The sequence below is a fragment of the Klebsiella sp. C360 genome (assembly GCF_048822415.1).
GTDB lineage: Bacteria > Pseudomonadota > Gammaproteobacteria > Enterobacterales > Enterobacteriaceae > Klebsiella > Klebsiella quasipneumoniae.
In genome coordinates this window covers 72118-95147 of sequence record NZ_JBMEZZ010000001.1, presented here as the reverse complement: position 1 = coordinate 95147, position 23030 = coordinate 72118, and the positions used below count along the sequence as shown (strand labels likewise).

22 protein-coding genes and 3 pseudogenes are annotated in these 23030 nt (G+C 58.5%); 13 read left to right on the top strand and 12 right to left on the bottom strand.

Going from position 1 to position 23030, the window contains the following annotated elements:
- Positions 1–8: 8 nt before the first annotated feature.
- The gene (locus ACOI7D_RS00445) at positions 9–938 is read right to left on the bottom strand and encodes an aromatic alcohol reductase (protein WP_109547436.1); all 930 of its coding nucleotides are present in this window, start codon (positions 936–938) and stop codon (positions 9–11) included.
- A gap of 138 nt (positions 939–1076) precedes the next feature.
- On the opposite strand from ACOI7D_RS00445, the gene ACOI7D_RS00440 reads away from it, so the two are divergent.
- Positions 1077–1982, top strand: a complete 906-nt coding sequence (locus ACOI7D_RS00440) for a LysR family transcriptional regulator (protein WP_109547435.1) — start codon at positions 1077–1079, stop codon at positions 1980–1982.
- 21 nt (positions 1983–2003) lie between these two features.
- Here ACOI7D_RS00440 and ACOI7D_RS00435 read toward each other — a convergent pair whose 3' ends face one another.
- Complete coding sequence (locus ACOI7D_RS00435) at positions 2004–2927, bottom strand: LysR family transcriptional regulator (RefSeq protein ID WP_109547434.1); 924 nt, start codon at positions 2925–2927, stop codon at positions 2004–2006.
- Positions 2928–3014: 87 nt separating this feature from the next.
- Here ACOI7D_RS00435 and ACOI7D_RS00430 point away from each other — a divergent pair, with 87 nt between their 5' ends.
- The 3 genes from ACOI7D_RS00430 to ACOI7D_RS00420 all read left to right on the top strand — a co-directional run bounded on the left by ACOI7D_RS00430 (position 3015) and on the right by ACOI7D_RS00420 (position 5355).
- A complete protein-coding gene (locus tag ACOI7D_RS00430) occupies positions 3015–3878 on the top strand; it encodes an MBL fold metallo-hydrolase (RefSeq protein WP_072420482.1) in 864 nt (287 codons plus the stop codon).
- Positions 3878–4789, top strand: a complete 912-nt coding sequence (locus tag ACOI7D_RS00425; RefSeq protein ID WP_109547433.1) for an NmrA/HSCARG family protein — start codon at positions 3878–3880, stop codon at positions 4787–4789. The genes ACOI7D_RS00430 and ACOI7D_RS00425 overlap by 1 nt, the downstream gene beginning before the upstream one ends.
- Before the next feature lie 206 nt (positions 4790–4995).
- Positions 4996–5355: a hypothetical protein gene (locus ACOI7D_RS00420; RefSeq protein ID WP_049015170.1), complete on the top strand. Its 360-nt coding sequence runs from the start codon at positions 4996–4998 to the stop codon at positions 5353–5355.
- A gap of 19 nt (positions 5356–5374) precedes the next feature.
- Here the strand turns inward: ACOI7D_RS00420 and ACOI7D_RS00415 are convergent, their stop codons facing one another.
- On the bottom strand, positions 5375–6550 hold the full coding sequence (locus tag ACOI7D_RS00415) for an aminotransferase class I/II-fold pyridoxal phosphate-dependent enzyme (protein ID WP_109547432.1): 1176 nt from the start codon (positions 6548–6550) through the stop codon (positions 5375–5377).
- A 220-nt stretch (positions 6551–6770) separates the two neighbouring features.
- Between ACOI7D_RS00415 and ACOI7D_RS00410 the strand changes: the two genes are divergently transcribed.
- Genes ACOI7D_RS00410 through ACOI7D_RS00400 form a run of 3 tightly spaced genes read left to right on the top strand, consistent with a single transcriptional unit; the run spans position 6771 to position 9257 of the window.
- On the top strand, positions 6771–7574 hold the full coding sequence (locus ACOI7D_RS00410) for a MetQ/NlpA family ABC transporter substrate-binding protein (protein ID WP_048297379.1): 804 nt from the start codon (positions 6771–6773) through the stop codon (positions 7572–7574).
- A gap of 8 nt (positions 7575–7582) precedes the next feature.
- Complete coding sequence (locus ACOI7D_RS00405) at positions 7583–8596, top strand: methionine ABC transporter ATP-binding protein (protein WP_109548199.1); 1014 nt, start codon at positions 7583–7585, stop codon at positions 8594–8596.
- The gene (locus ACOI7D_RS00400) at positions 8589–9257 is read left to right on the top strand and encodes a methionine ABC transporter permease (RefSeq protein ID WP_044522560.1); all 669 of its coding nucleotides are present in this window, start codon (positions 8589–8591) and stop codon (positions 9255–9257) included. Before ACOI7D_RS00405 ends, ACOI7D_RS00400 begins: the two co-directional genes overlap by 8 nt.
- 44 nt (positions 9258–9301) lie before the next feature.
- Here the strand turns inward: ACOI7D_RS00400 and ACOI7D_RS00395 are convergent, their stop codons facing one another.
- The 3 genes from ACOI7D_RS00395 to ACOI7D_RS00385 form a co-directional block, all read right to left on the bottom strand.
- Positions 9302–10501, bottom strand: a complete 1200-nt coding sequence (locus ACOI7D_RS00395) for an amino acid aminotransferase (RefSeq protein ID WP_032452610.1) — start codon at positions 10499–10501, stop codon at positions 9302–9304.
- A 38-nt stretch (positions 10502–10539) separates the two neighbouring features.
- Positions 10540–11154, bottom strand: a complete 615-nt coding sequence (locus tag ACOI7D_RS00390; RefSeq protein ID WP_004176405.1) for a YitT family protein — start codon at positions 11152–11154, stop codon at positions 10540–10542.
- Between the two features lie 251 nt (positions 11155–11405).
- On the bottom strand, positions 11406–11885 hold the full coding sequence (locus ACOI7D_RS00385; RefSeq protein ID WP_023289419.1) for an Lrp/AsnC family transcriptional regulator: 480 nt from the start codon (positions 11883–11885) through the stop codon (positions 11406–11408).
- A 334-nt stretch (positions 11886–12219) separates the two neighbouring features.
- On the opposite strand from ACOI7D_RS00385, the gene ACOI7D_RS00380 reads away from it, so the two are divergent.
- Entirely contained in the window at positions 12220–13599 is a 1380-nt protein-coding gene (locus tag ACOI7D_RS00380) for an amino acid permease (RefSeq protein ID WP_043522066.1), read from the top strand.
- Positions 13600–13873: 274 nt separating this feature from the next.
- Here ACOI7D_RS00380 and ACOI7D_RS00375 read toward each other — a convergent pair whose 3' ends face one another.
- From ACOI7D_RS00375 to ACOI7D_RS00365, 3 genes are all read right to left on the bottom strand, one after another.
- Positions 13874–14068 carry a hypothetical protein gene (locus ACOI7D_RS00375; protein WP_004203980.1) on the bottom strand — a complete coding sequence of 65 codons (195 nt, stop codon included), beginning with the start codon at positions 14066–14068 and terminating at the stop codon, positions 13874–13876.
- Positions 14069–14304: 236 nt separating this feature from the next.
- Complete coding sequence (locus ACOI7D_RS00370; RefSeq protein WP_117140744.1) at positions 14305–15423, bottom strand: oxidoreductase; 1119 nt, start codon at positions 15421–15423, stop codon at positions 14305–14307.
- Complete coding sequence (locus ACOI7D_RS00365; RefSeq protein ID WP_109547431.1) at positions 15386–16129, bottom strand: DeoR/GlpR family DNA-binding transcription regulator; 744 nt, start codon at positions 16127–16129, stop codon at positions 15386–15388. The genes ACOI7D_RS00370 and ACOI7D_RS00365 overlap by 38 nt, the downstream gene beginning before the upstream one ends.
- Before the next feature lie 278 nt (positions 16130–16407).
- Here ACOI7D_RS00365 and zntB point away from each other — a divergent pair, with 278 nt between their 5' ends.
- From zntB to dbpA, 3 genes are all read left to right on the top strand, one after another.
- Positions 16408–17391: a zinc transporter ZntB gene (gene zntB, locus ACOI7D_RS00360; RefSeq protein ID WP_109547430.1), complete on the top strand. Its 984-nt coding sequence runs from the start codon at positions 16408–16410 to the stop codon at positions 17389–17391.
- 335 nt (positions 17392–17726) lie between these two features.
- Positions 17727–17903 (top strand): hypothetical protein, encoded by a 177-nt coding sequence (locus tag ACOI7D_RS00355; protein WP_369707506.1) that lies wholly within the window; start codon positions 17727–17729, stop codon positions 17901–17903.
- Positions 17904–17917: 14 nt separating this feature from the next.
- Positions 17918–19291: an ATP-dependent RNA helicase DbpA gene (dbpA, locus tag ACOI7D_RS00350; RefSeq protein ID WP_044522571.1), complete on the top strand. Its 1374-nt coding sequence runs from the start codon at positions 17918–17920 to the stop codon at positions 19289–19291.
- A gap of 45 nt (positions 19292–19336) precedes the next feature.
- Here dbpA and ttcA read toward each other — a convergent pair.
- Positions 19337–20254, bottom strand: a pseudogene (gene ttcA, locus ACOI7D_RS00345) (tRNA 2-thiocytidine(32) synthetase TtcA); the annotation flags it as partial.
- Between the two features lie 66 nt (positions 20255–20320).
- Positions 20321–20755, bottom strand: a pseudogene (locus ACOI7D_RS00340) (tyrosine-type recombinase/integrase); the annotation flags it as partial.
- Positions 20756–21201: 446 nt separating this feature from the next.
- Between ACOI7D_RS00340 and ACOI7D_RS00335 the strand changes: the two are divergent.
- Together ACOI7D_RS00335 and ACOI7D_RS00330 are read left to right on the top strand one after the other, a co-directional pair.
- The gene (locus ACOI7D_RS00335; protein ID WP_109547428.1) at positions 21202–21522 is read left to right on the top strand and encodes a TonB family protein; all 321 of its coding nucleotides are present in this window, start codon (positions 21202–21204) and stop codon (positions 21520–21522) included.
- A 494-nt stretch (positions 21523–22016) separates the two neighbouring features.
- Positions 22017–22277: a bacteriocin immunity protein gene (locus tag ACOI7D_RS00330; protein WP_162543132.1), complete on the top strand. Its 261-nt coding sequence runs from the start codon at positions 22017–22019 to the stop codon at positions 22275–22277.
- A 291-nt stretch (positions 22278–22568) separates the two neighbouring features.
- On the opposite strand, the pseudogene ACOI7D_RS00325 reads toward ACOI7D_RS00330, so the two are convergent.
- A pseudogene (locus ACOI7D_RS00325) lies at positions 22569–22736 on the bottom strand (SOS response-associated peptidase); the annotation flags it as partial.
- Positions 22737–23030 lie beyond the last annotated feature (294 nt).

Genomic DNA, 23030 nt, shown 5'->3' with positions numbered 1-23030 from the left:
AGAGAAAATCAGCGCGCGGCCTGCAGCCAGCCGGCAATGTCCTGGGTCGGCAGATGGTGGCGGGTATTCCAGGTGTCGCCCATCGGCCACCACACGCCATCCCCCCGGGCGAAGGCGGCGCGATAGCGCAGCATGGCGTTATCCGGGTCTGTCCGCAGCTGGTCCAGCAGGGCGGGCAGGGTGTGAACGGCTTTGCTGAACGTCTGCTGCGTCACGCGCTCCACGGTGTCCGCCAGCTGCTGGTAAGAGGTCGTTTCGCCGGCAACAAACGTCACCTCGTTGACGATCCGCGGCTGATGCAGATAAATCGCGGTGGTCAGGCGGCCAATATCCGCCGGCGAGGTGACGGTCACCTGGGTGTCCCAGCTGCCAAGGGCGTGAAGGGTTCGGGTGGATAAATTCACCACATCGAAGTCTGGCTCGAAGAGAAAGCTGGTAAACATGCCGGTGGAGATAATGACCCACTCCGTGGCCTGCTGCGCGCGCAGCAGGGTCCGGACATCATACTGCTCGTCCCAGACCGGCTGGCCGCTGCCTTTGCCGACCACATCGTAATTGACGCCAAACTGCCAGGGAAAATAGCGAGGCACTCCGGCGGCCAGCACCGCGCGGGTAATTTTCAGCTGCGTCCCCGGACCGGCGACAAAGCCCATGCAGTTAATCACGGTGCTGTACCCGCGAAACGCCCCGGTCAGGGTCTCCAGTGAATTACCGGCGATGTCGACGGCGAGAAAGGCGGCCCCGGCGTCGGCCAGCGCCCGGTGGCTTGCCGAACGCAGCTGGCCGGTTTCATCCCAGGCCGCCGGCGAGACGATCACCGAGACCGCGCCCTGGCGCTGGATCACCGCTGGCACCAGCGCATCCAGTACGGCGGCTCCCAGTTGTCCCGCTCCCAGAACTAATACCTTTTCCTCAAGATGAATATCATCAGTTTTCATTTTAACTCCTTGCTCAGTTAAGCCTTGTATTCACTGGCTACAGGCTCAGTGTAGGGGGGAGGGCATCATTCGATAAGAACAGGATTTCGGGTTAGACTGTTCGTCATAATGGGATAATAACCGTCGGGGGAGCACCAAATGGACAGACTGGATGCCATGCAGTTGTATGTTGCGGTTGTGGATGCCCACAGCTTCGCCCGGGCGGCGGAGGCGCTGGGGCAGCCGCGCTCAACGGTGTCGCGGGTAGTGAAGGAGCTGGAAGCCTGGCTTGGGGCGCAGCTTCTTCAGCGCACCACCCGCAAGCTCAGCGTGACGGCGGAGGGGCGTCGGTATTACGAAGAGTGTAAACGGCTGCTGGCCGAAATGACGGCGATGGAAGCCTCCTTTCCCGGCCGCTCGGCGCAGCCCGCCGGGCGGTTCAAGGTGGGGATGCCGCAATCTCTCGCCCGGCACTGCGTTTTGCCGAGGATCGGCGAGTTTCTGCAGCAGTATCCCGACCTGGAGCTGATCCTCTGCTCAAGCGACAACGTGGAAGATATTATCCAGGAGGGATTCGACTGCGTGATCCGTACCGGGCAAATCGAAGATTCCACCACCCTGGTGGCGCGCCCTCTGGCCCGCTACCGCTGGATGGTCCTCGCCTCGCCGGCCTGGATAGCGGCCCACGGCCGGCCGCAAAGCATCGACGATCTGCACCAGCACCGGGCGGTGGGATACCTGAACCACCGTACCGGGCGGACCATCGACTGGCTTTTCTCCCTCGATGACGGCGACTGCGCGATCCGCATGCAGGAGACGCTGGTGGTCGACGATACCGATGCCTATATCCAGGCCGGCGTTCAGGGGCTGGGCCTGATCCGCGTCGCCAGCTATCTGGCGCAACCCTGGCTGCAGAGCGGCGCGCTGGTCGCCTGTCTGGAGCAGGTCGCGTCTGATCTTCCCCTGTCGCTGGTCTATCCGCAAAACCGCTATCTGCCGCCGGCGGTGCGCGCGTTTTACGACTGGAGCAGGCGCGTTCTGCAACCCCCGCGCAGCGAGGCCTGATGACGGTGGTATTCGCTACCGCTATGGTCCGCGCATGGCCTGTTTTATCCTCGCTATCAGCCAGTTCAGCGCCGGATCCTGCGCCCGGCGTTTGTGGCGCAGTATACACAGGGTAAATTCCGGGTAGGCCACCGGCGGGGCGTCCGCGCGCAGCGCATACTGCGCCTGCCAGCGTTGCGCCAGCCCCTGGGGGACGGTGGCGAAGAGCGGCAGGGTGGTCAGCAGGAGGGGAAAGGTGGAGAAATTCTGCGTGGCGAAGCGCACGCGCCGCGCGAGTCCCTGACTGGCGAGCTGGCGATCTATTTCCCCGTGGCCGGTTTCGCGATAGGCCACCATCACATGTTCCCAGGCGACGAAATCGCCCACCGACAACGGCCCGCGGCAGGGGATCTGCTGCGGCGACCACAGGGTGGTCACCCCCATGCTCATCACCGGTTCGCTGACGATCTCCCCGCGGCTCTGCTTGTTGAGGGACACCGCGACATCAATGCGATCCGCCTCCAGCAGCTGGCGTACCTGGAAGGGGTCGGCGGCGAGTGTCTGGAGCGACACCCCGGGCGCCTCCTGCATCAGTCCGGGTAACAGCTGGGGCATCAGCCAGTGTTCGCTCCAGTCGCTGAGGCCGACGCGGAAAAGCTGCTGCGCGCTGGCGGGGGAAAACTCCCCGGCGCCAAACATTGCCGAATGCAGGTGTTCCATCAGCGGCTGCAGCTCGGTCATCAGCGCTTGCGCCCGCGGGGTCGGCAGCATGCCTCTGGCGCTGCGCACGAACAGCGGATCGTCAAACATCTCGCGCAGCCGTTTCAGCGCCCCGCTGATGGCGGGTTGGCCAAGATGCAGCGCCTCTGCGGTGCGGGTAACGCTGGCTTCGCGGTACAGCACCATCAAGACCGTCAACAAATTCAGATCGATACGACTAAAATCATTTTCAATGATTTGCTTCATTATGATAATCAATTTGAATGTGGGTTATCCCGGCAGCATAGTGAATATCACCCCGGTAAATCAACCAGCGCAATGCGCGCGGAGGGAGTGATGCAAACTTACCAGACAGGCGACAGCCTGATATTCAAAGTGCCGGAGCGCGAGATTAGCCTGCAGCCGGCGGCGCTCTATCCTGCGGCGTTCCCTGTGACGGAGGCGGACGCCGATAATCAGCCAATCGCGCTGTCAATCCACAGCTGGGTGGTACAGACTCCCCACGATCTGATCGTTATCGATACCGCCACCGGCAATGGTCGGGAGCGCGGCGGCAATCCGCTCTATCATCAACTTAATACGCCCTATCTGGAGAATCTCCGCGCCGCGGGAGTGAACCCGGAGGAGGTGACCCTGGTGTTACTGACCCACCTGCATACCGACCATGTCGGATGGAATACCGTCTGGCGGGACGATCGCTGGGCGCCGCTGTTTCCCAACGCGCGCTACCTGTGTTCGGCAAAAGAGCTCACGCGGGTGAAGAACAGCGAACGCTACCGGGCGCTGTGGCTCGACAGCCTGCTGCCGGTGATCGAGGCTGGCCAGCTGGAGACCGTGGATGTGGCGGCCAGGCCGCTGGTCGGTGGACGGATCGCCTTTATCCCTACCCCCGGCCACAGTCCGGACCATGCCGCGCTGATCCTCTCCTCTGGCGATGACTACGCCTGTTTCTCAGGCGATCTTCTTCATTCCCCGCGCCAGTTTACCCATCCGCACTGGAGCTCGGCGTTCTGCGGCGATCCCCGGCAGGCGGAACGCTCGCGACGCGAGATGATGGCGTGGTGCGCAAGCCATCATGCCCAATGGTTCACCGGGCATTTCGCCGGACCCTCCTGCGGTTGGCTGGAGGAGGACAGGCCAGGGGAGTATCGCTGGCGAGACGCCGGACAACGATCTGCTGACGAGGGAGAACGGTGATGAATAATGCCCAGAGCGTATTGGTTTTTGGCGCCACCGGCCAGCAGGGCGGCTCGGTGGCGCGGGCGCTGCTGCACCGCGGCTGGCGAGTGCGGGCGCTGGTCAGAAATCCTTTTTCCGCCGGGGCTGTCGCGCTGGCGGCGCGGGGAGCCGAGCTGGTCGTGGGCGCCTTTGAAGACCGGGCGGCAATGCGGGCGGCGATGGCCGGGGTCGACGGCGTCTTCAGCGTGCAGCCCAGCTCGCCGGGCGGGACGGTAACCGATGAGCAGGAGGTGCGCTACGGGATAACCATCGCCGACCTTGCCGTCGAGTGCGGGGTGAAGCATCTGGTGTACAGCTCCGGCAGCGCGGCGGGGGAGACGCCGACCGGCGTAGCGCATTATGACACCAAAGCGGCGATTGAGCGGCATATCCGCCGCCTGCCGCTGGCGGCGACCATCGTGCGGCCCGCCACCTTTATGGAGCTGCTGGTGATGCCCGGTTTTGGCCTTGATGAAGGTCATTTTCACTTTTTTATGCTGCCGGAGGGGAGGATGCAGGTGCTGGCGGTGGAGGATATCGGCCAGCTTGTCGCAGCGATTTTTGCCGCGCCGGCGCGGTTTGCCGGCAAGACGTTCGAGATCGCCAGCGACAGCGTGACCGGTCGTCAGCTCGAGGCGTTATTCTCCGCGGCGGCGGGACGGCCGATCCCCTATTCGCGATTTTCCGACGAGGTGCTGGCCGCCAGCCCTTTTCTGCACAAGCTGACCGGGCTGGTGGACGACGGGCGGCTGGCGGGGCACGCCGACCTCGACGCCCTGCGCCAGCTGCACCCGCAGCTGCACACCTTCGCCGGCTGGCTGGCGGGCCCCGGCCGTCCCGCCTTCGAGCGGGCGCTGACCAGCGGGACCCGCTGGGCGTTTAATCGTTAAAGACGGCTACATCCTTCCCGCCGGCGTCTCGTTGTCTGGACCGGCGGATGAGCTGCGCAGGGAAGGCCTGCAGGTCGTTAAGACAACGCACGAGGAGTCTGAGTGTAAATTATTTTGCGGTTTTTGCTGGCAACGATAGGTGAAAGTGAACGTCCAGAATTTTCAGCCGCTTAGAATGGAGGAAACTCTCTGGGATCGCCTGAATAATGACAATTTACCGATGGGCTTCGGCCTGCCTGTTAAGCATAACCTGCGCCGCTACGGCGGCGGAATTTAAAACCATCGAGGCCGATCTGCTGGCCTCCAACCGGCTGTTCTGTATGACCGGCTATGACCATAAGCCGATCGGCGTGGCGTGGGAGAGCGTCAAATCCAGCCGCTATCAGCCACAGTCGGATGGCGACCGTATTTTCAGCGACACCGTCTCCCGGCGCTTTCTGGAAGAGGAGAATAAGACCGCCTTTTACAATGGCGCCAAATATCGCGTACTGGGTAAACCCGCCAGCGCCTGCTATGACTATTCCGCCGCGCGTATTCAACGCATGGCGGGCTACCTGAAGATGTAACGACTCCGCCCGGCGGGCGCTAAAACAGCGCCAGCCGGGCGAGACGGTCCAGCGCCTTGCGCAGCGCGTCGTCCCCAGCCGTCAGACTGATGCGAATAAACCCTTCACCCCCATCGCCAAAACCAGTGCCTGGCGCCACCAGAATATGCGCCTCCTGCAGCAGCAGGCGGGCAAACTCCTGTGAACGGTACCCGGGCGGCACGCTCAGCCAGAGGAAGAAAGTGCCTTGTGCGGCACGAACCGGCCAGCGCAGTGCGGCCAGTCGACGCAGAACCCACTCCCGGCGCTGATGATACACCGCCGTCAGCTGCGCAATCCGTTCTGCCGGCAGGCTGAGCGCGGCGATCGCTGCATCCTGAATGGCGCCAAACACCGTGCTGTAGCTGTGGGTGTGCAGTTTTTTAAACGCCCGGATAATCGAGGCGTTGCCGACCGCGAAGCCGAAGCGCCAGCCGGCCATATTAAAGGTCTTGGAGAAGGTGTAGGTCTCCACTCCCCACGCTTTCGCGCCTGGCTGAGAGAAAAGGCTCAGCGGCGCATCTCTGGCCGCGCTGCCGATGGCCGCATAGGCAAAATCGTGCAGGATCGGCACCTGGTGACGTCGGGCAAACTGCAGGGCGCTGGCGAACAGCGCCGGCGTGGCGAGGGTGCCGGTGGGGTTATGCGGATAGTTAAGCACCACCAGCCCGGCCTGGTCAGCTACCTCCCGGGGGAGGTCGTTAAAATCCGGCAGGAAGTGGTTCTCAGCCCTGAGCGGCAGGCCATAAAACGCCGCCTGGGACTGCAGCGCCGCTGAGCGGTAAATGGGATAGCAGGGATCGGTGGAGATGAGGTATTGTCCGGGACGGAGCAGCGCCCGCGGGATGCCGCCAATACCGATATGCGAGCCCTGAAATACCGCGACTTCGCTGTGCGGATCGAGTTCCACATCATACTGGCGGCGATAAAAATGGGCGATCGCTTCGCGGACCTGCGGCTTGCCCCAGAACGACGGGTAGCCATGGTTTTCACGACGATGAATGGCGCTCTGCAGCGAGTCAATCACTTCCGGCGGCGTGGGCTGATCCGGACTGCCGCTGGAGAGGTCGATCAACGGCAGCGCGTCGGTGTTGACCTCCGCGGCCAGTTTTTCCAGCAGGCTGAACAGATTCTCTTCCAGGGCGTCCACCAGCGGTGAAGCAGCGAAATCAGGCATAATTTTCCCGGTTTACGTTATCAATAATCTGCCATCTTTAAGGGATTTATTGCGCCTGGCTAAATAACAATATATGCAAAGGATTATTGTTTTTAGAATATGTCGGGATGGCAAAAGTTTATGAGGAATAAGCAAAAGGAAATCCGGCGTTCTGGCTTACAACCCGCTTTCGGCTGTGATTTAATCGCTCAATATCGCCAACCTTCCAGGAAAATACCTTATGAACAAGTCAGTTGCGCTCGGAATGACGCTCGCCCTGTTATCCGCTTCCTCCTTTTACGCCACCGCCGATCAAATTATTCGCATCGGCTTTAACCCCGGGCCGTATAAAGAGCAATTTGAAAAAGGGGTCGCCCCCTATTTATTGAGTAAAGGATATAAAATCGAATATAAAGATTTCAGCGACGGTATTCAGGTCAATGACGCGGTAGCTCGCGGCGATATCGAAGCGAATATTATGCAGCATCCGGTATACCTGAAAGCGATCAATGAGCGACTGGGGATCGATAACGTCGGCATTGTGCAGGTACCCACGCCGCCGATGGGTCTGTACGGCGGCAAACTGACGACCCTGGGCACCCCGGCAGCCGGCACGGTGGTGTCGGTGCCAAACCAGCCGTCGAACGAATATCGCGCGGTACTGGTGCTGGAAAGCCTCGGCTGGGTGAAGATTAAACCGGACAGCGATCCCGCCACCTTTTCGCAGCGTAACATCGTTGCCAACCCCTATAACATCGTGCTTAAGGAGATGGACAATGCCCAGCAGGTTCGCGCGCTGCCGGACGTCGACTATGGCCTGATTCAGGGCAATTTCGCCGTCTCCAGCGGCATGGCGCTTACCTCGGCATTAAAGCTGGAGGCCGCTACCAGCCATTTTATTAACGTTGTGACCGTTGCCGGTAAAAATCAGAAGGCGCAGTTTGCCAAAGATATCATCGACGGCTATCACTCTGCCGATTTCAAAAAATATATTCTCAGCCATCCGCAGTATGATGGTTACCTGCTGCCTGATTATTTAAAATGAATAACGCGATGATAGAATTTCGCCATGTCAGTAAAACCTTTAACAGAAAAGGGCATCCGGTTCTGGCCCTGCAGGATATTAATCTCAGTATCGACCGGGGCGATATTTTCGGCATTATTGGCTATAGCGGCGCAGGAAAAAGCACCTTATTGCGGCTGATCAATCGTCTGGAAACGCCGGGTGAGGGCGAGGTGGTGCTGAACGGTGAGTCGCTCCAGGGCTGCAGCGGCCAGCGCCTGCAGGCGATCAAAAAAGATATCGGCATGATCTTTCAGAATTTTAATCTGCTGAATTCGAAAACGGTATTTCATAACATCGCTATCCCGCTTATTTTGCAGGGACGCGACAAGGCCTTTATCCAGGCGCGGGTTGCGGAGCTGCTGGCGTTTGTCGACCTGAGCGACAAAATGCACAGCTACCCGAATGAGCTGTCGGGAGGGCAAAAGCAGCGGGTCGGTATCGCCCGGGCGCTGGCCACCAACCCGTCGGTGCTGCTGTGTGATGAAGCCACCTCGGCGCTCGACCCCCATACCACGGTACAGATCTTATTGCTGCTGCAGGAGATTAATCGCCGCTATGGCATCACCATTGTGCTGATTACGCATGAAATGTCAGTGATCCAGACAATCTGTCACAAGGTGGCGGTGATGCAGGCCGGGCGCATTGTTGAGCAGGGGACGGTTTTCGATCTCTTTGCCCAGCCGCAGCATCCGGTCACCGCCAGTTTCGTGCAGTCGGTGGTGCACGATCGCCTGCCGCAGCGGGTGGCATCGCTCCTGCAGCGCGACAACGGCGCCCGGGCTTTACGCCTCGAATTTATCGGCGCGACGGCCCGGCAGCCAATCATTAACCGCCTGATCCGCGAGTATGCTGTCGAGGTGAATATCCTGTTTGCCAGCATGTCCGAAGTTCAGGGCCGGATACTGGGATTTATGATTGTGCAACTCCTCGGCGAGCCTGACGAAACCGAACGCGCCATCACCCATCTGGCCGACGCAGGAGTGAAAATCATCCATGTTTGATCTTATTGATACCGCCATTACCGGCGAGCAGTTTCTGCTGGCGCTGCATGATACCCTGATTATGGTCGCCATCTCACTGGGCTTTGGCGCGCTGCTTGGCGTCCCGCTGGGAATTGTGCTGGTGGTTTGCCGTCCTGGCGGCATCGTGGCCAACCCGGTGGTGCATCAGGCTTTGAATCCGCTGATTAACGTGCTGCGCTCGCTGCCGTTTATCATTTTGCTGATTGTGATCCTGCCCTTCACCAGGCTGCTGGTGGGCACGACTATCGGCACCGCGGGGGCCATCGTGCCGCTGATCGTTTTTGTCGCCCCCTATATTGCCCGGCTGGTGGAGAGCTCGCTGCTGGAGGTGGATGAGGGGATCCTTGAGGCCGCAGACGCCATGGGCGCTACCCCTCTGCAGACCGTCTGGCATTTCATGCTGCCGGAGGCGGCGGCGTCGTTGATTCTGGCCCTTACCACCGCGACCATCGGTCTGCTTGGCGCGACCGCCATGGCGGGAACGGTGGGCGGCGGCGGGATCGGCGACCTGGCGATCACCTACGGCTATCAGCGTTTCGACGCCTTTGCCACCCTCACCACCGCCCTGGTGCTGATTGTTATTGTCCAGCTTATTCAGACGCTGGGCACCCGCCTGGCTCGCCGACTGCGTCGCGAATAACTGCTATACCGCGCCGGGGTTGCCCCGGCCAGCGGGAAAGCGGATCAGCGTGCGCAGACCGCGGCGAAGGCGCTGGCTACCCGCGCAATATTGCCGTGGTTGAGCCCGGCCACGCAGACGCGACCGCTGGCAATCAGATAGATGCCATGCTCTTCACGCAGAACGTCTACCTGATCGGCGCTAAAGCCGGTGTAACTGAACATGCCGCGCTGGGTCAGCAGATAGGAAAAATCCACCGCCGGCAGGGCTGCCTGCAGGGCCTTCACCAGCGCGACGCGCATGGCGCTGATGCGGGTGCGCATGGCCTCCACTTCACCCTGCCACAGGGCATTCAGCTCGGGATCGTTGAGCACCTGCGACACCACCTGGGCGCCAAACCCCGGCGGGCTGGAGTAGTTGCGGCGCACGGTGGCTTTCAACTGGCCCAGCACGCGCCCGGCGGCATCGGCGTTGTCACAGACCACCGACAGGCCGCCGACACGCTCGCCGTACAGTGAAAAAATCTTCGAGAACGAGTTGCTGACCAGCGCCGTCAGCCCGGCGCTGGCGATGGCGCGTATGGCATAGGCATCTTCATCCAGCCCGCGGCCAAAACCCTGGTAGGCAATATCGAGGAACGGGATCAGCTCCCGGGCGATCAACACCTCAATCACCCGATCCCACTGCTCGGGGGCGAGATCGGCCCCCGTCGGATTATGGCAGCAAGGATGGAGCAGCACGATGCTGCGCGGCGGGAGCTGCTGGAGGGCGGCAAGCATCGCGGGGAAATTGACCCCACGGGTGGCGCTGTCGAACCAGGGATAGGTATGCACCTCGAAACCCGCCCCGGCAAAGATGGCCACATGGTTCTCCCAGGTTGGATCGCTGACCCAGACCGCGGAGTCGGGGAAGTAGCGCTTGAGGAAATCAGCACCCACCTTCAGCGCGCCGGAGCCGCCCAGCGTCTGGATGGTGGCGATGCGTCCGGCACGCAACGCCGGATGGTGTTCGCCAAACAGCAGCGTCTGGACCGCGCGGCGATAGGGAGCCAGTCCCTCCATCGGCAGATAGAGGCTGGCCTTGTGCAACTGGCTCTGCAGCCGGTCAGCGGCCTGACGGACCGCCTCCAGCTGAGGAATGATGGCCTGCTCGTTATAGTACAGCCCGATGCTAAGGTTAACTTTGTCTGCCCGGGGATCCTGTTGAAAGGCTTCCATCAGCGACAGGATAGGATCGCCCGCGTAGGCGTCAACGTTCTGGAACACAGTGGTTACTCCTGAAATGACCGTTCAAGGTGAAGCCATTACACCGCGTAGCGTCCTGGGCGGTGGTTCATGGCGATAATCGAATTCAAAATCACGGCGCCGAGGACAGAGACCAGCAGCATCGGCAGGCTAACCACCCACAGCGAGGCGGTGACGATGCAGGCGTCCACCACCATCTGGAATTTACCGGCGCGGATGCCGCTTTTATCCTGCAGATAGAGGGCCAGAATATTGACGCCGCCGAGGCTCGCTTTATGGCGGAACAGCACCACAAAGCCGATACCGACCATGATGTTGCCGAAGAGGGTGGCGTAATAGGGGTTCAGGCGATCGACATGGATAAAGTAGCCGTGCAGGTCGGAGAACAGCGACACCAGTCCGACCGCGCAGAAGGTTTTCAGCGTGAAGGCGGCGCCCATCCGCCGGACGGAGAGCCAGTAGAAGGGCAGGTTAATGGCGAAGAAAACCACGCCGAACGGCAGGTGGGTGGCGTAGTGGATCAGAAAGGCCATGCCTGCCGTCCCGCCGGTCAGGGCGCCGGCCTGGCGGAACAGGATAATGCCAAAGGAGATCATCAGCGTGCCGAACAGCAGCGCCAGGGCATCCTCCAGCCAGGTGTGGGTCAGTTTTTCAGGGGAAAGGACGTTATCCATAAATAAGCACTATCTTTTCGTTAACAAGGATAAGCTCTTGTTTGCAAAAATCGCACCAGAGGAGCGTGCCCGGGCGATTGGTTGCGGAAAAAATAGCCGTGGTTTAGCCTAACCTGTTGTTCTGTTGGAAAGAGAAAATCGCGTGGGTCGTGCGCATAATGGTTATGAAATGCGTAAGTTGTGCGAATTTACTGCTTATCACGCATTGACTGGCCCCGCATCTGCACCAGCGCAGGGCACTATGCTCCGGTTCAGCGCAGCGAGGGCGTGCCCGGCATCAGCTGGCCGTTCTCCTTCAGGCGGTTGAGCACGACGGCGGTTTTCAGATGAGCCACCCCTTTGTTTTGCGCCAGAATATGGCTGATCAAATGGCTCAGTCCGGGCAGGTCCGGGACCGTTACCCGCAGCAGATAATCGGCGTCGCCGGTGGTTTTCCAGGCGTCCAGAATGGCGTCCACTTCACTGAGCATCTGATGAAAGCTCTCCACGCATTGCGGGGTGTGATTCAGCAGGCGCACCTCAATCAGGCCAAGCATCTCCTGCCCGGCGGCATCCGGCGCCAGACGCGCATGGTAGCCGAGGATAAGCTGCGCCTGTTCAAGGGCGATACGGCGGCGCGAACACTGGGAAGCGGACAGGCCGATAAGCTCGCTAAGCTCCTGATTGGTCAAACGGCCATTGGCCTGCAGCAGGGTAAGAATTTTCAGATCATAGTCGTCGATGTTGTACATAGTGGCCACTAGCGGAACGTAAAAGTGGCTACCAGCCTAACAGTTTTTTGCCTGGCGTGAAGCCTGACCCGACGGCGGCAAACCGGATGCACCAAAACGGGTCAGCATCATGCATTAAGCCACTGGTTTTCTCATGATCTGTGCGTCATCTGGCCAATTTTCGCGCGTTATGCGCCAGGTCAGCGGCGCGATGACCAGCTTTCAGAACGAACTGGAAAATAATATTTCAATATCATTCAATGGATTAGTTTTGGTCTGACGCTCCGCGACGATCCGCTGGCCTGAAAGTTGCTACCGGCGAAAGTGACTTTTTACAGACAGGGGCAGGTCAGAGATGACAACGCAGCAAGAGCATCAGTTAAAGCGCGGGTTAAAAAACCGCCATATCCAGTTGATCGCCCTCGGGGGGGCGGTCGGCACCGGACTGTTTTTAGGTATCGCGCAAACGATCCGTATGGCAGGCCCCTCGGTCCTGCTGGGGTACGCCATCGCCGGGGTTATCGCCTTCTTTATCATGCGTCAGCTTGGCGAAATGGTGGTAGAGGAGCCGGTGGCGGGGTCGTTCAGCCATTTCGCCAACCGCTACTGGGGGCCCTTCGCCGGGTTTATGTCCGGCTGGAATTACTGGGTGTTGTACGTGCTGGTAAGCATGGCGGAGCTGACGGCGGTGGGGATCTATATTCAGTACTGGTGGCCGGAGGTACCCACCTGGCTGTCGGCGGCAATCTTCTTCGTGGCGATCAACGCCATCAACCTCACGCACGTCAAAGTGTATGGCGAGCTGGAGTTCTGGTTCTCGATTGTTAAAGTGGCCGCCATCATCAGCATGATCGCCTTTGGCTGCTATCTGTTATTTAGCGGTCACGGCGGGCCGGCGGCGACGGTGGCCAACCTGTGGCAGGACGGGGGATTTTTCCCTAACGGTATCACGGGCTTAGTGATGGCCATGGCGGTGATCATGTTCTCCTTCGGCGGGCTTGAGCTGGTGGGGATCACCGCGGCGGAAGCCGACGAACCGCATAAAACCATTCCCAAAGCCACCAACCAGGTGATCTACCGTATTCTGCTTTTTTATGTGGGGTCGCTGGCGGTCTTGCTGTCACTCTACCCGTGGCGGAACGTCGTGGAAGGGGGAAGCCCCTTTGTGCTGATCTTTCACGCCATTGACAGCAATATTGTGGCCAACGCCCTCAATCTGGTGGTGCTCACCGCCGCGCTGTCGGTCTACAACAGCTGCGTCTACTGCAACAGCCGGATGCTGTTCGGCCTGGCTCAGCAGGGCAACGCCCCGCGCGCGCTGCTGCGGGTGAACCACCGCGGGATCCCGTTGACCGCCCTGGCGGTGTCCGCCGTCGCCACGGCGCTTTGCGTGGTGATTAACTATGTGATGCCCGGGAAAGCCTTTGCCCTGCTGATGGCCCTGGTGGTGGCCGCCCTGGTCATCAACTGGGCGATGATCTGCATCACTCATCTTAAGTTCCGCCGCGCCATGCAGCGGGCCGGGAAGGTAACGGCTTTCCAGAGTTTCGCCTATCCCCTGACAAACTGGCTGTGTCTGCTGTTTCTCGCCGGGATCCTCGGGGTGATGTATCTGACCCCGGACATCCGCATCTCCGTCTGCCTGATCCCGGTATGGCTGCTGATCCTTGCCGCAGGCTATCTGCTGCGCAGGAAAAGCGCGCCGGAGCCGGTGGCGGCGCTGGAGGAGCGGTAGTCGCCGACGCCCTGCCTGGCGGCAGGGCGATATTGTTTCGACTAAAAAATCACGGGGAAATAGATAATTACGATAAATGACATCTCACGTTATCGGTCTGAAAATTGACAAAAGCGTGGGGCAGACAGCCTGGGGTTCTGGCTGGTCGTTATCCTGTTTATCGCCGGTGGGGAAGGAGAGCCGCCAGCGGGAACGAGGGCCGTGGCGGCGGAAGGGGGGAGATCAACGGCAGGCGCGTCGGCCAGGCCTTCGGTATACCGCAACAGGCTGCCTGTTAATCCACGTTAGTAAAATAATCGCGCGCGGCGGTCTCGACGCGCTTCGCGTCCAGCCCGGTCTTCTCAGTGATCTGCTCGATAAACGGTTTAAATTTTTCGTCCATCACGTTCCCTCCTTCCCAGTGGGCGACGTAGAATTTGCACTGATAGCGATAAAAATGGAGAGTGGTATCTCCTAACGTGTAGTACATGAGCTTCTCCTGTCCGGTATTGCGGTCACCGCGTCCACAGCGTCAGCAACCTTGTTCTCATCACGATCGATCTGTTCTCTATCCTCCTCCCAATTGGCTGAAATTTCCAGCGGTGCTTTAAGCAAAAAGGCAGGATAAAGAAAGGATAATCTGCTGACAGGCAGTGATTATTTCTGCAGTCGGGGTGGCGATCCGGTTACCTGCAGGCTGCGCAGATAACCGGAGTAACGACAGGCTTAGCGCAGCGCGTTGCGCTCGTCGTCGGTCAGGTCGAGGGTCTGCGCCACGCCGCTTTCTGCAGAGCGCGCCGCCGCTTCCAGGACGGCCATCACCGCCAGCGCCTGCACCGGCGGCACCGGATTGCCGATCTTGCCCTTCAGCGCGTCGCGGATCTGCATATAGTACTGGCGCTGATCGCCCGGCGGGGTAGGCTGGGTTTGGGTCTGCAGCGAGGCGTCATAGATAACCAGCCCATCCTCATCCTCGCCCCAGCCGGCGCTTCCCGGTACCACACCCGCCAGCAGCTGGCTCTCCTGCTGGTCGGCCCGCGCTTTGACAACGCTGCCTTTATCGCCATGCACCGTGAAGCGCGAGGAGCCCCCCGCGACCAGCATGCTGCAGTGGAGGATCGCTTTATGCGCCGGGTAGTTTAAGACCACATGCGCCCAGTCGTTGATCTCCGCGCCGTCGCGCAGGGTGGCGATGTTGCCCTGTACCGACTGCGGCAGACCAAACAGCTGCAGCGCCTGATCGATCAGGTGCGGCCCCAGATCGAACCATAAGCCGCTGCCGGGGACGTTCTGCTCGCGCCAGCGGACGCGGACTTCCGGGCGGAACCGGTCGAAATGGGACTCAAAATGTTTCACCGTGCCGATGGCGCCCTGCTCAATAACCTGACGGATACCGAGATAGTCGCTGTCCCAACGGCGGTTATGGAAGACGGAAAGCAGCCGCTGTTTCACCTGCGCCAGGGCGATCAGCTCCCGGGCCTCCTGCATATCAAGGGTAAAGGGTTTGTCCACCACCACATGCTTGCCGGCGTTCAGCGCCAGGCGGGCCAGCGGCGCGTGCGTGGCGTTGGGGGAGGCGATAACCACCAGATCGACATCCGGGTGCTGGACCGCCGCTTCCGGGGAAGCGATCACCGTGACGTCCGGCAGGTCGCGTTTGACTTTCTCTTCATCGCGCGAGGCGACGAAGGCCAGGTTCAGGCCCGGCACCGAACGGATAAGCGGCGCGTGGAAAGTCTTACCGACGAAGCCATAGCCAATCAGGGCGATATTTATCGTGTTGTTACTCATCAGGTTCTCCACGTTGTTAAGCGTCAGCAATATGTACAGAGAGGGCAGGATCATCCCCCAGCTCAGGCCAGGGACGATCGAGGAAAAGATGGTGAATGTCGTTGAGACCGGCCACCAGCCAGGGTTCGCAATGGTTGACTTTGGTATGGTCCGCCACCAGCCAGTGTTCCGCGCTGGCGGCGAGCATGGCGCGTTTTACGTCCGCATCGGCCTCCTGGCTGGCGCTCAGGCCCAGTTCGGCATGCAACGCGCAGGCGCCGAGAATCGCGATATCGGCGCGGTAGCGCGCCACCAGCGACAGCGTGGCGCTGCCGGCGAACAGCCGCTGTTCACTGTCCCACTGGCCGCCAAGCAGGATAAGCTGGATATCGGCGCGGTCGCTGAACAGCTGGGCGATATCCAGCGAAGCGGTGATCACGGTCATGGGGCCTTTCAGCTGGGTAGCGACGGCCAGCAGTGTGCTGCCGGCGTCGAGAAACAGCGTCGAGCCGGAGGGGATGCGCGCGGCGACCTGCTGGCCCAGACGCTGTTTCGTTCCGGGGAGCAGGGCGTTTCTTCCCTGGCGCGTCATTGCCGGGACGTTAAGCGCGATGGCGCCGCCGTGGCTTTTCTGCAGTACCCCCTGGTTTTCCAGCTCACTGAGATCCCGGCGTATGGTATCGGCCGACACCTGCAGCGCATCAACCAGTTCGCTGATGCTCAGCTGACCGGTTTCACTCAGCCGGTCAAGGATGTGTTTTTGTCGCGCGAGCTTATGCATGGCGAGGGACTCCGCAAATTGACGCAATAAACGGCATAATACAGCAAAAAGACGCAAAATAAACCGCAAAAGGTCGCAGTGAAACGCGCAAAACCTGAAGAACTTGATTTCACTACACTTTAACGTTAAATGAGGAAAGCGGGCGCGGCCCGGGGGAAAGCGCTTTTTAATGAAGCGATTAGCCTCTTTCACCGGGCAATCAACAGCGAAAAAGCGCGCTTTCGCGTACCTTATACAGAGCGCGCGCAATGCGACAGGCATGGATTAACGGAGGTTGAGTGGACGCGATTAAAGGCTCGGAGTTGCAGATACCGGACGCGATCTTCGCGTGGGTGCTCGACGGGCAGGGGGGCGTGAAGCCGCTCGCCGATGACGATATTATCGACAAAGAGAAACCCTGCTGGCTGCATCTCAACTATACCCATAGCGACAGCGCCGACTGGCTGGCGGCCACCCCGTTGCTGCCCAATAACGTGCGCGATGCCCTGGCGGGCGAGAGCACCCGACCGCGGGTGACGCGGATCGGCGACGGGGCGTTGATTACCCTGCGCTGCATCAACGGCAGCACCGATGAACGGCCAGACCAGCTGGTGGCGATGCGTCTGTATATGGATGAGCGGCTGATCGTCTCCACTCGTCAGCGCAAAGTGCTGGCGCTGGACGATGTGCTGGGCGACCTGAAGGAGGGCAATGGGCCGACGGATGGCGGCAGCTGGCTGGTGGAAGTCTGCGACGCGCTGACCGATCATGCCAGTGAGTTTATTGAACAACTGCACGACCGAATTATCGACCTCGAAGACGACCTGCTCGATCAGCAGGTGCCGCCGCGCGGTTTTCTCGCGCTACTGCGTAAGCAGCTGATTGTGATGCGCCGGTATATGGCGCCGCAGCGCGATGTTTACGCCCGGCTGGCCAGCGAACGCCTGCCGTGGATGAGCGACGATCAGCGGCGGCGGATACAGGATATCGCCGAGCGGCTGGGGCGTGGGCTGGACGAGATCGACAGCTGCATTGCCCGGACGGCGATCATGAGCGATGAGATCGCCCAGATTATGCAGGAGTCGCTGGCGCGGCGGACCTATACGATGTCGTTGATGGCGATGGTGTTTCTGCCCAGCACCTTTTTAACCGGCCTGTTCGGCGTCAACCTCGGGGGGATCCCAGGTAACAGCTGGCATCTGGGCTTTAGCCTCTTCTGCCTGATGTTAGTCGTTGTCATCGGTGGTGTTGCGTGGTGGTTACATCGCAGTAAATGGTTGTAAAGAATCGCCTTTTGGCGGCGACGATGCCGGGAAAACCCGGCAATGTTTGAGCGAAATCAATAAACCCTCTACCCATTCAGGGCAATATCTCTCTCGCAGGTGAATGCAACGTCAAGCGATGGGCGTTGCGCTCCATATTGTCTTACTTCCTTTTTTGAATTACTGCATAGCACAATTGATTCGTACGACGCCGACTTTGTTGAGTCGGCTTTTTTTTTGCGCTCTCCTGACCAGCTTCTACGCTTACTAAGACACCCGACGGTCTTCAGGCCGTTTACGCCTGCGGGTACGCCCGTATCACTTTCCGGGAGGCCACTATGCATTACGCTTCAGGGCTGACAGCCCAGTCCATCCCCATCTCGCCCGAGCCGAACGATCCGGTTCCTTTACCCGATCCGCGACCGCGCCCGCAGCCGCAGCCCGATCCGCCGCCTGATGAAGAGCCGATTAAATTGTCGCATCAGGCGCGGAGATCTGCGAGGATACGCGCCTGCAGATCGTCTGTCCTTTAATACGAGAATACATTGTGACCGCTTTTTCTACCCTGACTGTTTTACCTGCCGCCCAATTAGCCAACCTTAACGAGCTGGGTTATCTGTCGATGACGCCGGTTCAGGCCGCCGCCCTGCCGGCGATCCTCGCGGGGAAAGATGTGCGCGTGCAGGCAAAAACCGGCAGCGGAAAAACGGCCGCCTTCGGGCTGGGCCTGCTGCAGCATATCGATCCGTCGCGCTTTGAGACCCAGTCGCTGGTGCTGTGTCCGACCCGCGAACTGGCCGATCAGGTTGCCGGCGAGCTGCGCCGTCTGGCGCGCTGCCTGCCGAACATCAAGATTTTGATGCTCTGCGGCGGGCAGCCGTTTGGCGCTCAGCGCGATTCACTGCAGCACGCCCCGCATATTATCGTCGCCACCCCGGGCCGTCTGCTCGATCATCTGCAGAAGGGGACGGTCTCTCTCGACGCGCTGCAGACCCTGGTGATGGATGAAGCGGACCGCATGCTCGATATGGGCTTCAGCGACGCCATCGACGAGGTGATCCGCTTCGCGCCGGCTGACCGGCAGACGCTGCTGTTTTCCGCCACCTGGCCTGCGGCGATCGCGGCGATCAGCGGTCGGGTGCAGCGTCATCCGGAAACGATTGAGATTGACAGCGTCGATGCGTTACCGGCTATCGAACAGCAGTTCTTTGAAGTTTCCCGCCACGGCAAGATTGCGCTGCTCCAGCGTCTGCTCAGCCAGCATCAGCCGGCGTCCTGCGTGGTGTTCTGCAATACCAAGCGCGATTGCCAGGCGGTCTGCGATGCGCTCAACGCCGCCGGGCAGAGCGCATTATCGCTGCACGGTGACCTCGAGCAGCGCGACCGCGATCAAACGCTGGTGCGCTTCGCGAACGGCAGCGTCCGGGTTCTGGTGGCGACCGACGTCGCCGCCCGCGGCCTGGACATCAAATCTCTCGCGCTGGTGGTGAACTTCGAGCTGGCCTGGGATCCGGAGGTGCATGTTCACCGCATCGGCCGCACCGCCCGCGCCGGCGAACAAGGTCTGGCTATCAGCTTCTGCGCGCCGGAAGAGGCGCAGCGCGCCACCATTCTGGCCGACATGCTGCAATTATCCCTTAACTGGCTGCCGGCGCCGACGGGCAACGCTATCACGCCGCTGACGGCGGAGATGGCGACGCTGTGCATCGACGGCGGAAAAAAGGCGAAAATGCGCCCGGGGGATGTGCTGGGAGCGTTGACCGGAGATATGGGGTTTGATGGCGCTGATATCGGCAAAATTACCGTCCACCCGGCCCACGTCTATGTGGCGATCCGCCAGAATATGGCGCAGAAAGCGTATAAGCAGTTACAAAACGGCAAGATCAAAGGCAAAGCCTGTCGCGTACGACTGCTGAAGTAAGGGCAGAATAGCGCGTCTCAGGCGGCGGCCTGAGACGCTTTCGGGTTACTTCACTTCCACTACGTTCAGACGCAGCTCATCTAACCGGGTGTCCTCTTCCTCCGGCTGCCAGCCGGCAGGCTGCAGGGGAATCTCTTCCCGATCAAACGCCAGATCGCCGCCGTCCACCACCTCAGAACCGTGGGTGATGCCTTTAAAATCAAACAGATTAACGTCGCTCAGGTGCGAAGGCACCACGTTCTGCATCGCGCTAAACATGGTTTCAATGCGTCCCGGATAACGCTTATCCCAGTCGCGAAGCATATCGGCGATCACCTGGCGCTGCAGGTTAGGCTGCGACCCGCACAGGTTGCACGGAATAATCGGGAAGCCCTTGGCCTGGGAGAAACGCTCGATGTCTTTTTCACGACAGTAGGCCAGCGGGCGGATGACGATGTGTTTGCCGTCATCGCTCATCAGCTTCGGCGGCATCCCTTTCATTTTGCCGCCGTAGAACATATTCAGGAACAGCGTCTGCAGGATGTCGTCGCGATGATGGCCGAGGGCAATCTTGGTGGCGCCGAGTTCGCTGGCGGTACGGTAGAGAATGCCGCGACGCAGGCGAGAGCAGAGCGAGCAGGTGGTTTTCCCTTCCGGGATCTTCTCTTTGACGATGCCGTAGGTATTCTCTTCGACAATCTTGTATTCAACGCCCAGCTGCTCAAGATACGCCGGCAGAATATGCTCCGGGAACCCGGGCTGTTTCTGGTCGAGGTTCACCGCCACCAGCGAGAAGGAGATGGGCGCGCTTTTCTGCAGGTTACGCAGGATCTCCAGCATGGTATAGCTGTCCTTGCCGCCTGACAGACAAACCATAATGCGGTCGCCTTCTTCAATCATATTGAAGTCGGCGATCGCCTCACCGACGTTGCGGCGCAGACGTTTCTGCAGCTTATCGATGTTGTATTTCTCTTTCTTTGTAAGTTATTGATTTTCTTGCATTGTTAACATTCTCAAAATCTTAAAGGGGCATATAGGGGGCAAAACGTGTTAAAGCCCAAGCCGGGAATTCAACATAGAAACCTGGTCGCCGTTCATTTCTTCTATCCATGTACTATAAACGTCGTACACCATTTGCGCGTTTTCATGCCCCATCTGATTGGCTATAAAAGACGGGTTTGCGCCAGCCGTCAGGAGCCAGCAGGCAAAAGTATGCCGCGTATGGTACGGATTCCTGCGGCGAATGCCAGCGCGTTTTACTGCAGCTTCCCATCTGCTGCCTATGCTGCTGTGCGAGTAGCAGGGTTTTTGCTCGCCTTTCCGTCTCCGCGGCATGAAAACAAATCGCAAATTCTGTTCCTCGCTTGAGCCGTATTCCCTGTGGTGAAACGTGATAGTGGATGCCGGATGTCCAGCTGTCAGTTCATGCTGCGCTTTCAGCGCGTCCAGGGCAGGTCCGAGCAATTGTATCGTCCGGTTTCCTGCTGCTAATACCATACCGAGGCCTTTTGCTGAGGCGCTGGTGAGAGGTAACTCGCCGGAGATGTGCCGGGCGTGAGAAACCGTAAAAGCACCTGGGAAGCAATAAAATACCCGGCAATCAGTGCCGGGTTTTGGGGCTCACATAAGATTGGAAATCTGGCTGTAAGAGAGGTGTTTACTTTACTTGGCCCTAAATGATAAGTCGAAACTCCTCATTTTTTAATGGAATATAGGTGAATGGAAGCGTTATAGGGAAGGAGTAGCCCCGCGGAAGAATGGCGATGCCTCAATCCCCCGCAGAACGCAAAGCGCGCAGCTAACCCGGCTGTGATATATAATCCCCTCCATACCCGCGGGGATGTAGAAGTGGAGCCGCATCCTCCGGCGTTGCATGAAAAAGGCGTATTAGGGATCTATAGACATAAGGAAAACAACAATTGGTATCGGTTATGAAAAAAACATTACTTCTGGTTTGCGCTGTTCTTATATCAAACTTGGCACTTGCTGCAGGAAATAAAGAAGAAGTGGTGCCTGTGCGGATAAGTTGCCCTAATCCTTATTATCCAGTTTCTGCCATGGCTAATCGGATTAGTGGCACTGTAAATTACGCTGCCTCAGTAAATGAAAAAGGGGAAGTAACTTCTGTTGAGACAACTGGTGCTGAGATCTTTTTTAGAGAAACAAGATCAGCAATGAGAAAATGCAAGTATGAGCCCGGAAAGCCAGGCATTGCGCGTGGAACAATAAGATTTCGTCCATCTCAACCGTAAATACTGCTAGCCTACCTGGATTTTGTGTACTGAGAGATCTAGCAGCCTGATGCTCTTGCAATGGGAGTCGAGCCAAGTGATGTTATGTTGGCAAGCTCTAGAGATTTACCTGGCAAAATCACTGGTTAAGGGGAGCAGGTTAGTCATGGTTGGCTGAAAAAAAAATGGAGACGAGTTAGGCTCTCCTGTTCCCAGTGTGATTGCTGAAAAATTTCGTGGCTGTGAGTTTTCGAACTTTCATTCATTCGGAGAGCTTTCAGGAAGGCGGTTTCTGATACCACTGAGCTAACTGAGCGGTTTGACAAGCTAGCTTAGGGGGTATCAAGTTAGAAACATGGTCGTTCATTCGTAAAATGAGCATGTCGGGGGAAGGCTTAAACATGAATTAGAACACGCAAAAGCTATTAAAATACCGGTGATGCGTATGGTATTGAGAACTGGCGAGTTATGATGCACAAAAAGCCATGTCGAAGTTCACTAAGCAATGGTGGTTAATGATGGACAATAAAAAAAGCATTTCTGATTACACCGAATCTGAGTTTTTAGCTTTTGTGAAAAAGATATTTAATCCGGATAATACAACCGAAGATGAAGATGTGCAAAATGTTTTAGAGTTTGAACGTATCACTGAACACCCTGATGGTGCTGATGTAATTTTCTATCCTCCAAAGGGCCGAGAGGATAGTCCGGAAAGGGTTGTTAAGGAAGTGAAAGAATGGCGGGCCAGGAATGGCAAGCCTGGTTTCAAAGAGTAGCTGATCGGTACAGTTGCGTTATCTTACCTATCTTAACGTGATAATAGATGACTTCTGATTGAAACTCGCGCCGGCGGTTTTTTATTACGTTGAATTTATTATCGATGAAAGTAGTTCACAATTTTGATTTTTTATCAACCAGCCCTAAAGATGCCGTCGGAGCCTGAGCAACTTCCTTAACTTATGCGCTTTGAGGGCATTCCCGATGCAAAAGGCAATCAGAACACCAAGGTCTGCTTTCAGCATAGTGCGGGTATTATCAGGTTATTGGATTTTAATAGCCTCAATCAATTACGCCCCCTGATTCCTAACGTTGTCCACCGCTCGGAAAACGGGGTGCCATGTGAAATGATCAGCAGGTACCGCACCATCTGCAATTATCTCATTCACCTCTTTTCCTCGAATAGCCTGCCTCATCCATTCCCGGGTGGATTCAGGTGCCAGGACCAGCGGCCGGCGGTGTGGGGGGCTGGCTGTATGTAAATACAAAATAAATTCAGTTGGTTGGGGAGCACAACTTATTGATGTTGTACATTTTTGCTGATTTCTTGATTTTGCAGCATGTAATAGTGGCTCAATTCATAGTGTGGCATCAGAAGAGCACGCGTTCTGCCAGCCGCTGGACAACGTGGCGCTGTCGCGTAGCAATTAATGAGGTCTGACAGACAACCGTGGCGTGTATGGTACGGATTCAGGGGCGGAATGTCAGCATCTTTCCGGCACTTTCCGCTGCGGGCAGGGGCAGAAGTAAAA

What these genes read in the sequence shown, in the direction of transcription:
- ACOI7D_RS00445 (WP_109547436.1), bottom strand. Translation starts at nt 938, where the DNA reads ATGAAAACTGATGATATTCATCTTGAGGAAAAGGTATTAGTTCTGGGA.
- ACOI7D_RS00440 (WP_109547435.1), top strand. Translation starts at nt 1,077, where the DNA reads ATGGACAGACTGGATGCCATGCAGTTGTATGTTGCGGTTGTGGATGCC.
- ACOI7D_RS00435 (WP_109547434.1), bottom strand. Translation starts at nt 2,927, where the DNA reads ATGAAGCAAATCATTGAAAATGATTTTAGTCGTATCGATCTGAATTTG.
- ACOI7D_RS00425 (WP_109547433.1), top strand. Translation starts at nt 3,878, where the DNA reads ATGAATAATGCCCAGAGCGTATTGGTTTTTGGCGCCACCGGCCAGCAG.
- ACOI7D_RS00420 (WP_049015170.1), top strand. Translation starts at nt 4,996, where the DNA reads ATGACAATTTACCGATGGGCTTCGGCCTGCCTGTTAAGCATAACCTGC.
- ACOI7D_RS00415 (WP_109547432.1), bottom strand. Translation starts at nt 6,550, where the DNA reads ATGCCTGATTTCGCTGCTTCACCGCTGGTGGACGCCCTGGAAGAGAAT.
- ACOI7D_RS00410 (WP_048297379.1), top strand. Translation starts at nt 6,771, where the DNA reads ATGAACAAGTCAGTTGCGCTCGGAATGACGCTCGCCCTGTTATCCGCT.
- ACOI7D_RS00405 (WP_109548199.1), top strand. Translation starts at nt 7,583, where the DNA reads ATGATAGAATTTCGCCATGTCAGTAAAACCTTTAACAGAAAAGGGCAT.
- ACOI7D_RS00400 (WP_044522560.1), top strand. Translation starts at nt 8,589, where the DNA reads ATGTTTGATCTTATTGATACCGCCATTACCGGCGAGCAGTTTCTGCTG.
- ACOI7D_RS00390 (WP_004176405.1), bottom strand. Translation starts at nt 11,154, where the DNA reads ATGGATAACGTCCTTTCCCCTGAAAAACTGACCCACACCTGGCTGGAG.
- ACOI7D_RS00385 (WP_023289419.1), bottom strand. Translation starts at nt 11,885, where the DNA reads ATGTACAACATCGACGACTATGATCTGAAAATTCTTACCCTGCTGCAG.
- ACOI7D_RS00380 (WP_043522066.1), top strand. Translation starts at nt 12,220, where the DNA reads ATGACAACGCAGCAAGAGCATCAGTTAAAGCGCGGGTTAAAAAACCGC.
- ACOI7D_RS00375 (WP_004203980.1), bottom strand. Translation starts at nt 14,068, where the DNA reads ATGTACTACACGTTAGGAGATACCACTCTCCATTTTTATCGCTATCAG.
- ACOI7D_RS00370 (WP_117140744.1), bottom strand. Translation starts at nt 15,423, where the DNA reads ATGATCCTGCCCTCTCTGTACATATTGCTGACGCTTAACAACGTGGAG.
- ACOI7D_RS00365 (WP_109547431.1), bottom strand. Translation starts at nt 16,129, where the DNA reads ATGCATAAGCTCGCGCGACAAAAACACATCCTTGACCGGCTGAGTGAA.
- ACOI7D_RS00335 (WP_109547428.1), top strand. Translation starts at nt 21,202, where the DNA reads ATGAAAAAAACATTACTTCTGGTTTGCGCTGTTCTTATATCAAACTTG.
- ACOI7D_RS00330 (WP_162543132.1), top strand. Translation starts at nt 22,017, where the DNA reads ATGATGGACAATAAAAAAAGCATTTCTGATTACACCGAATCTGAGTTT.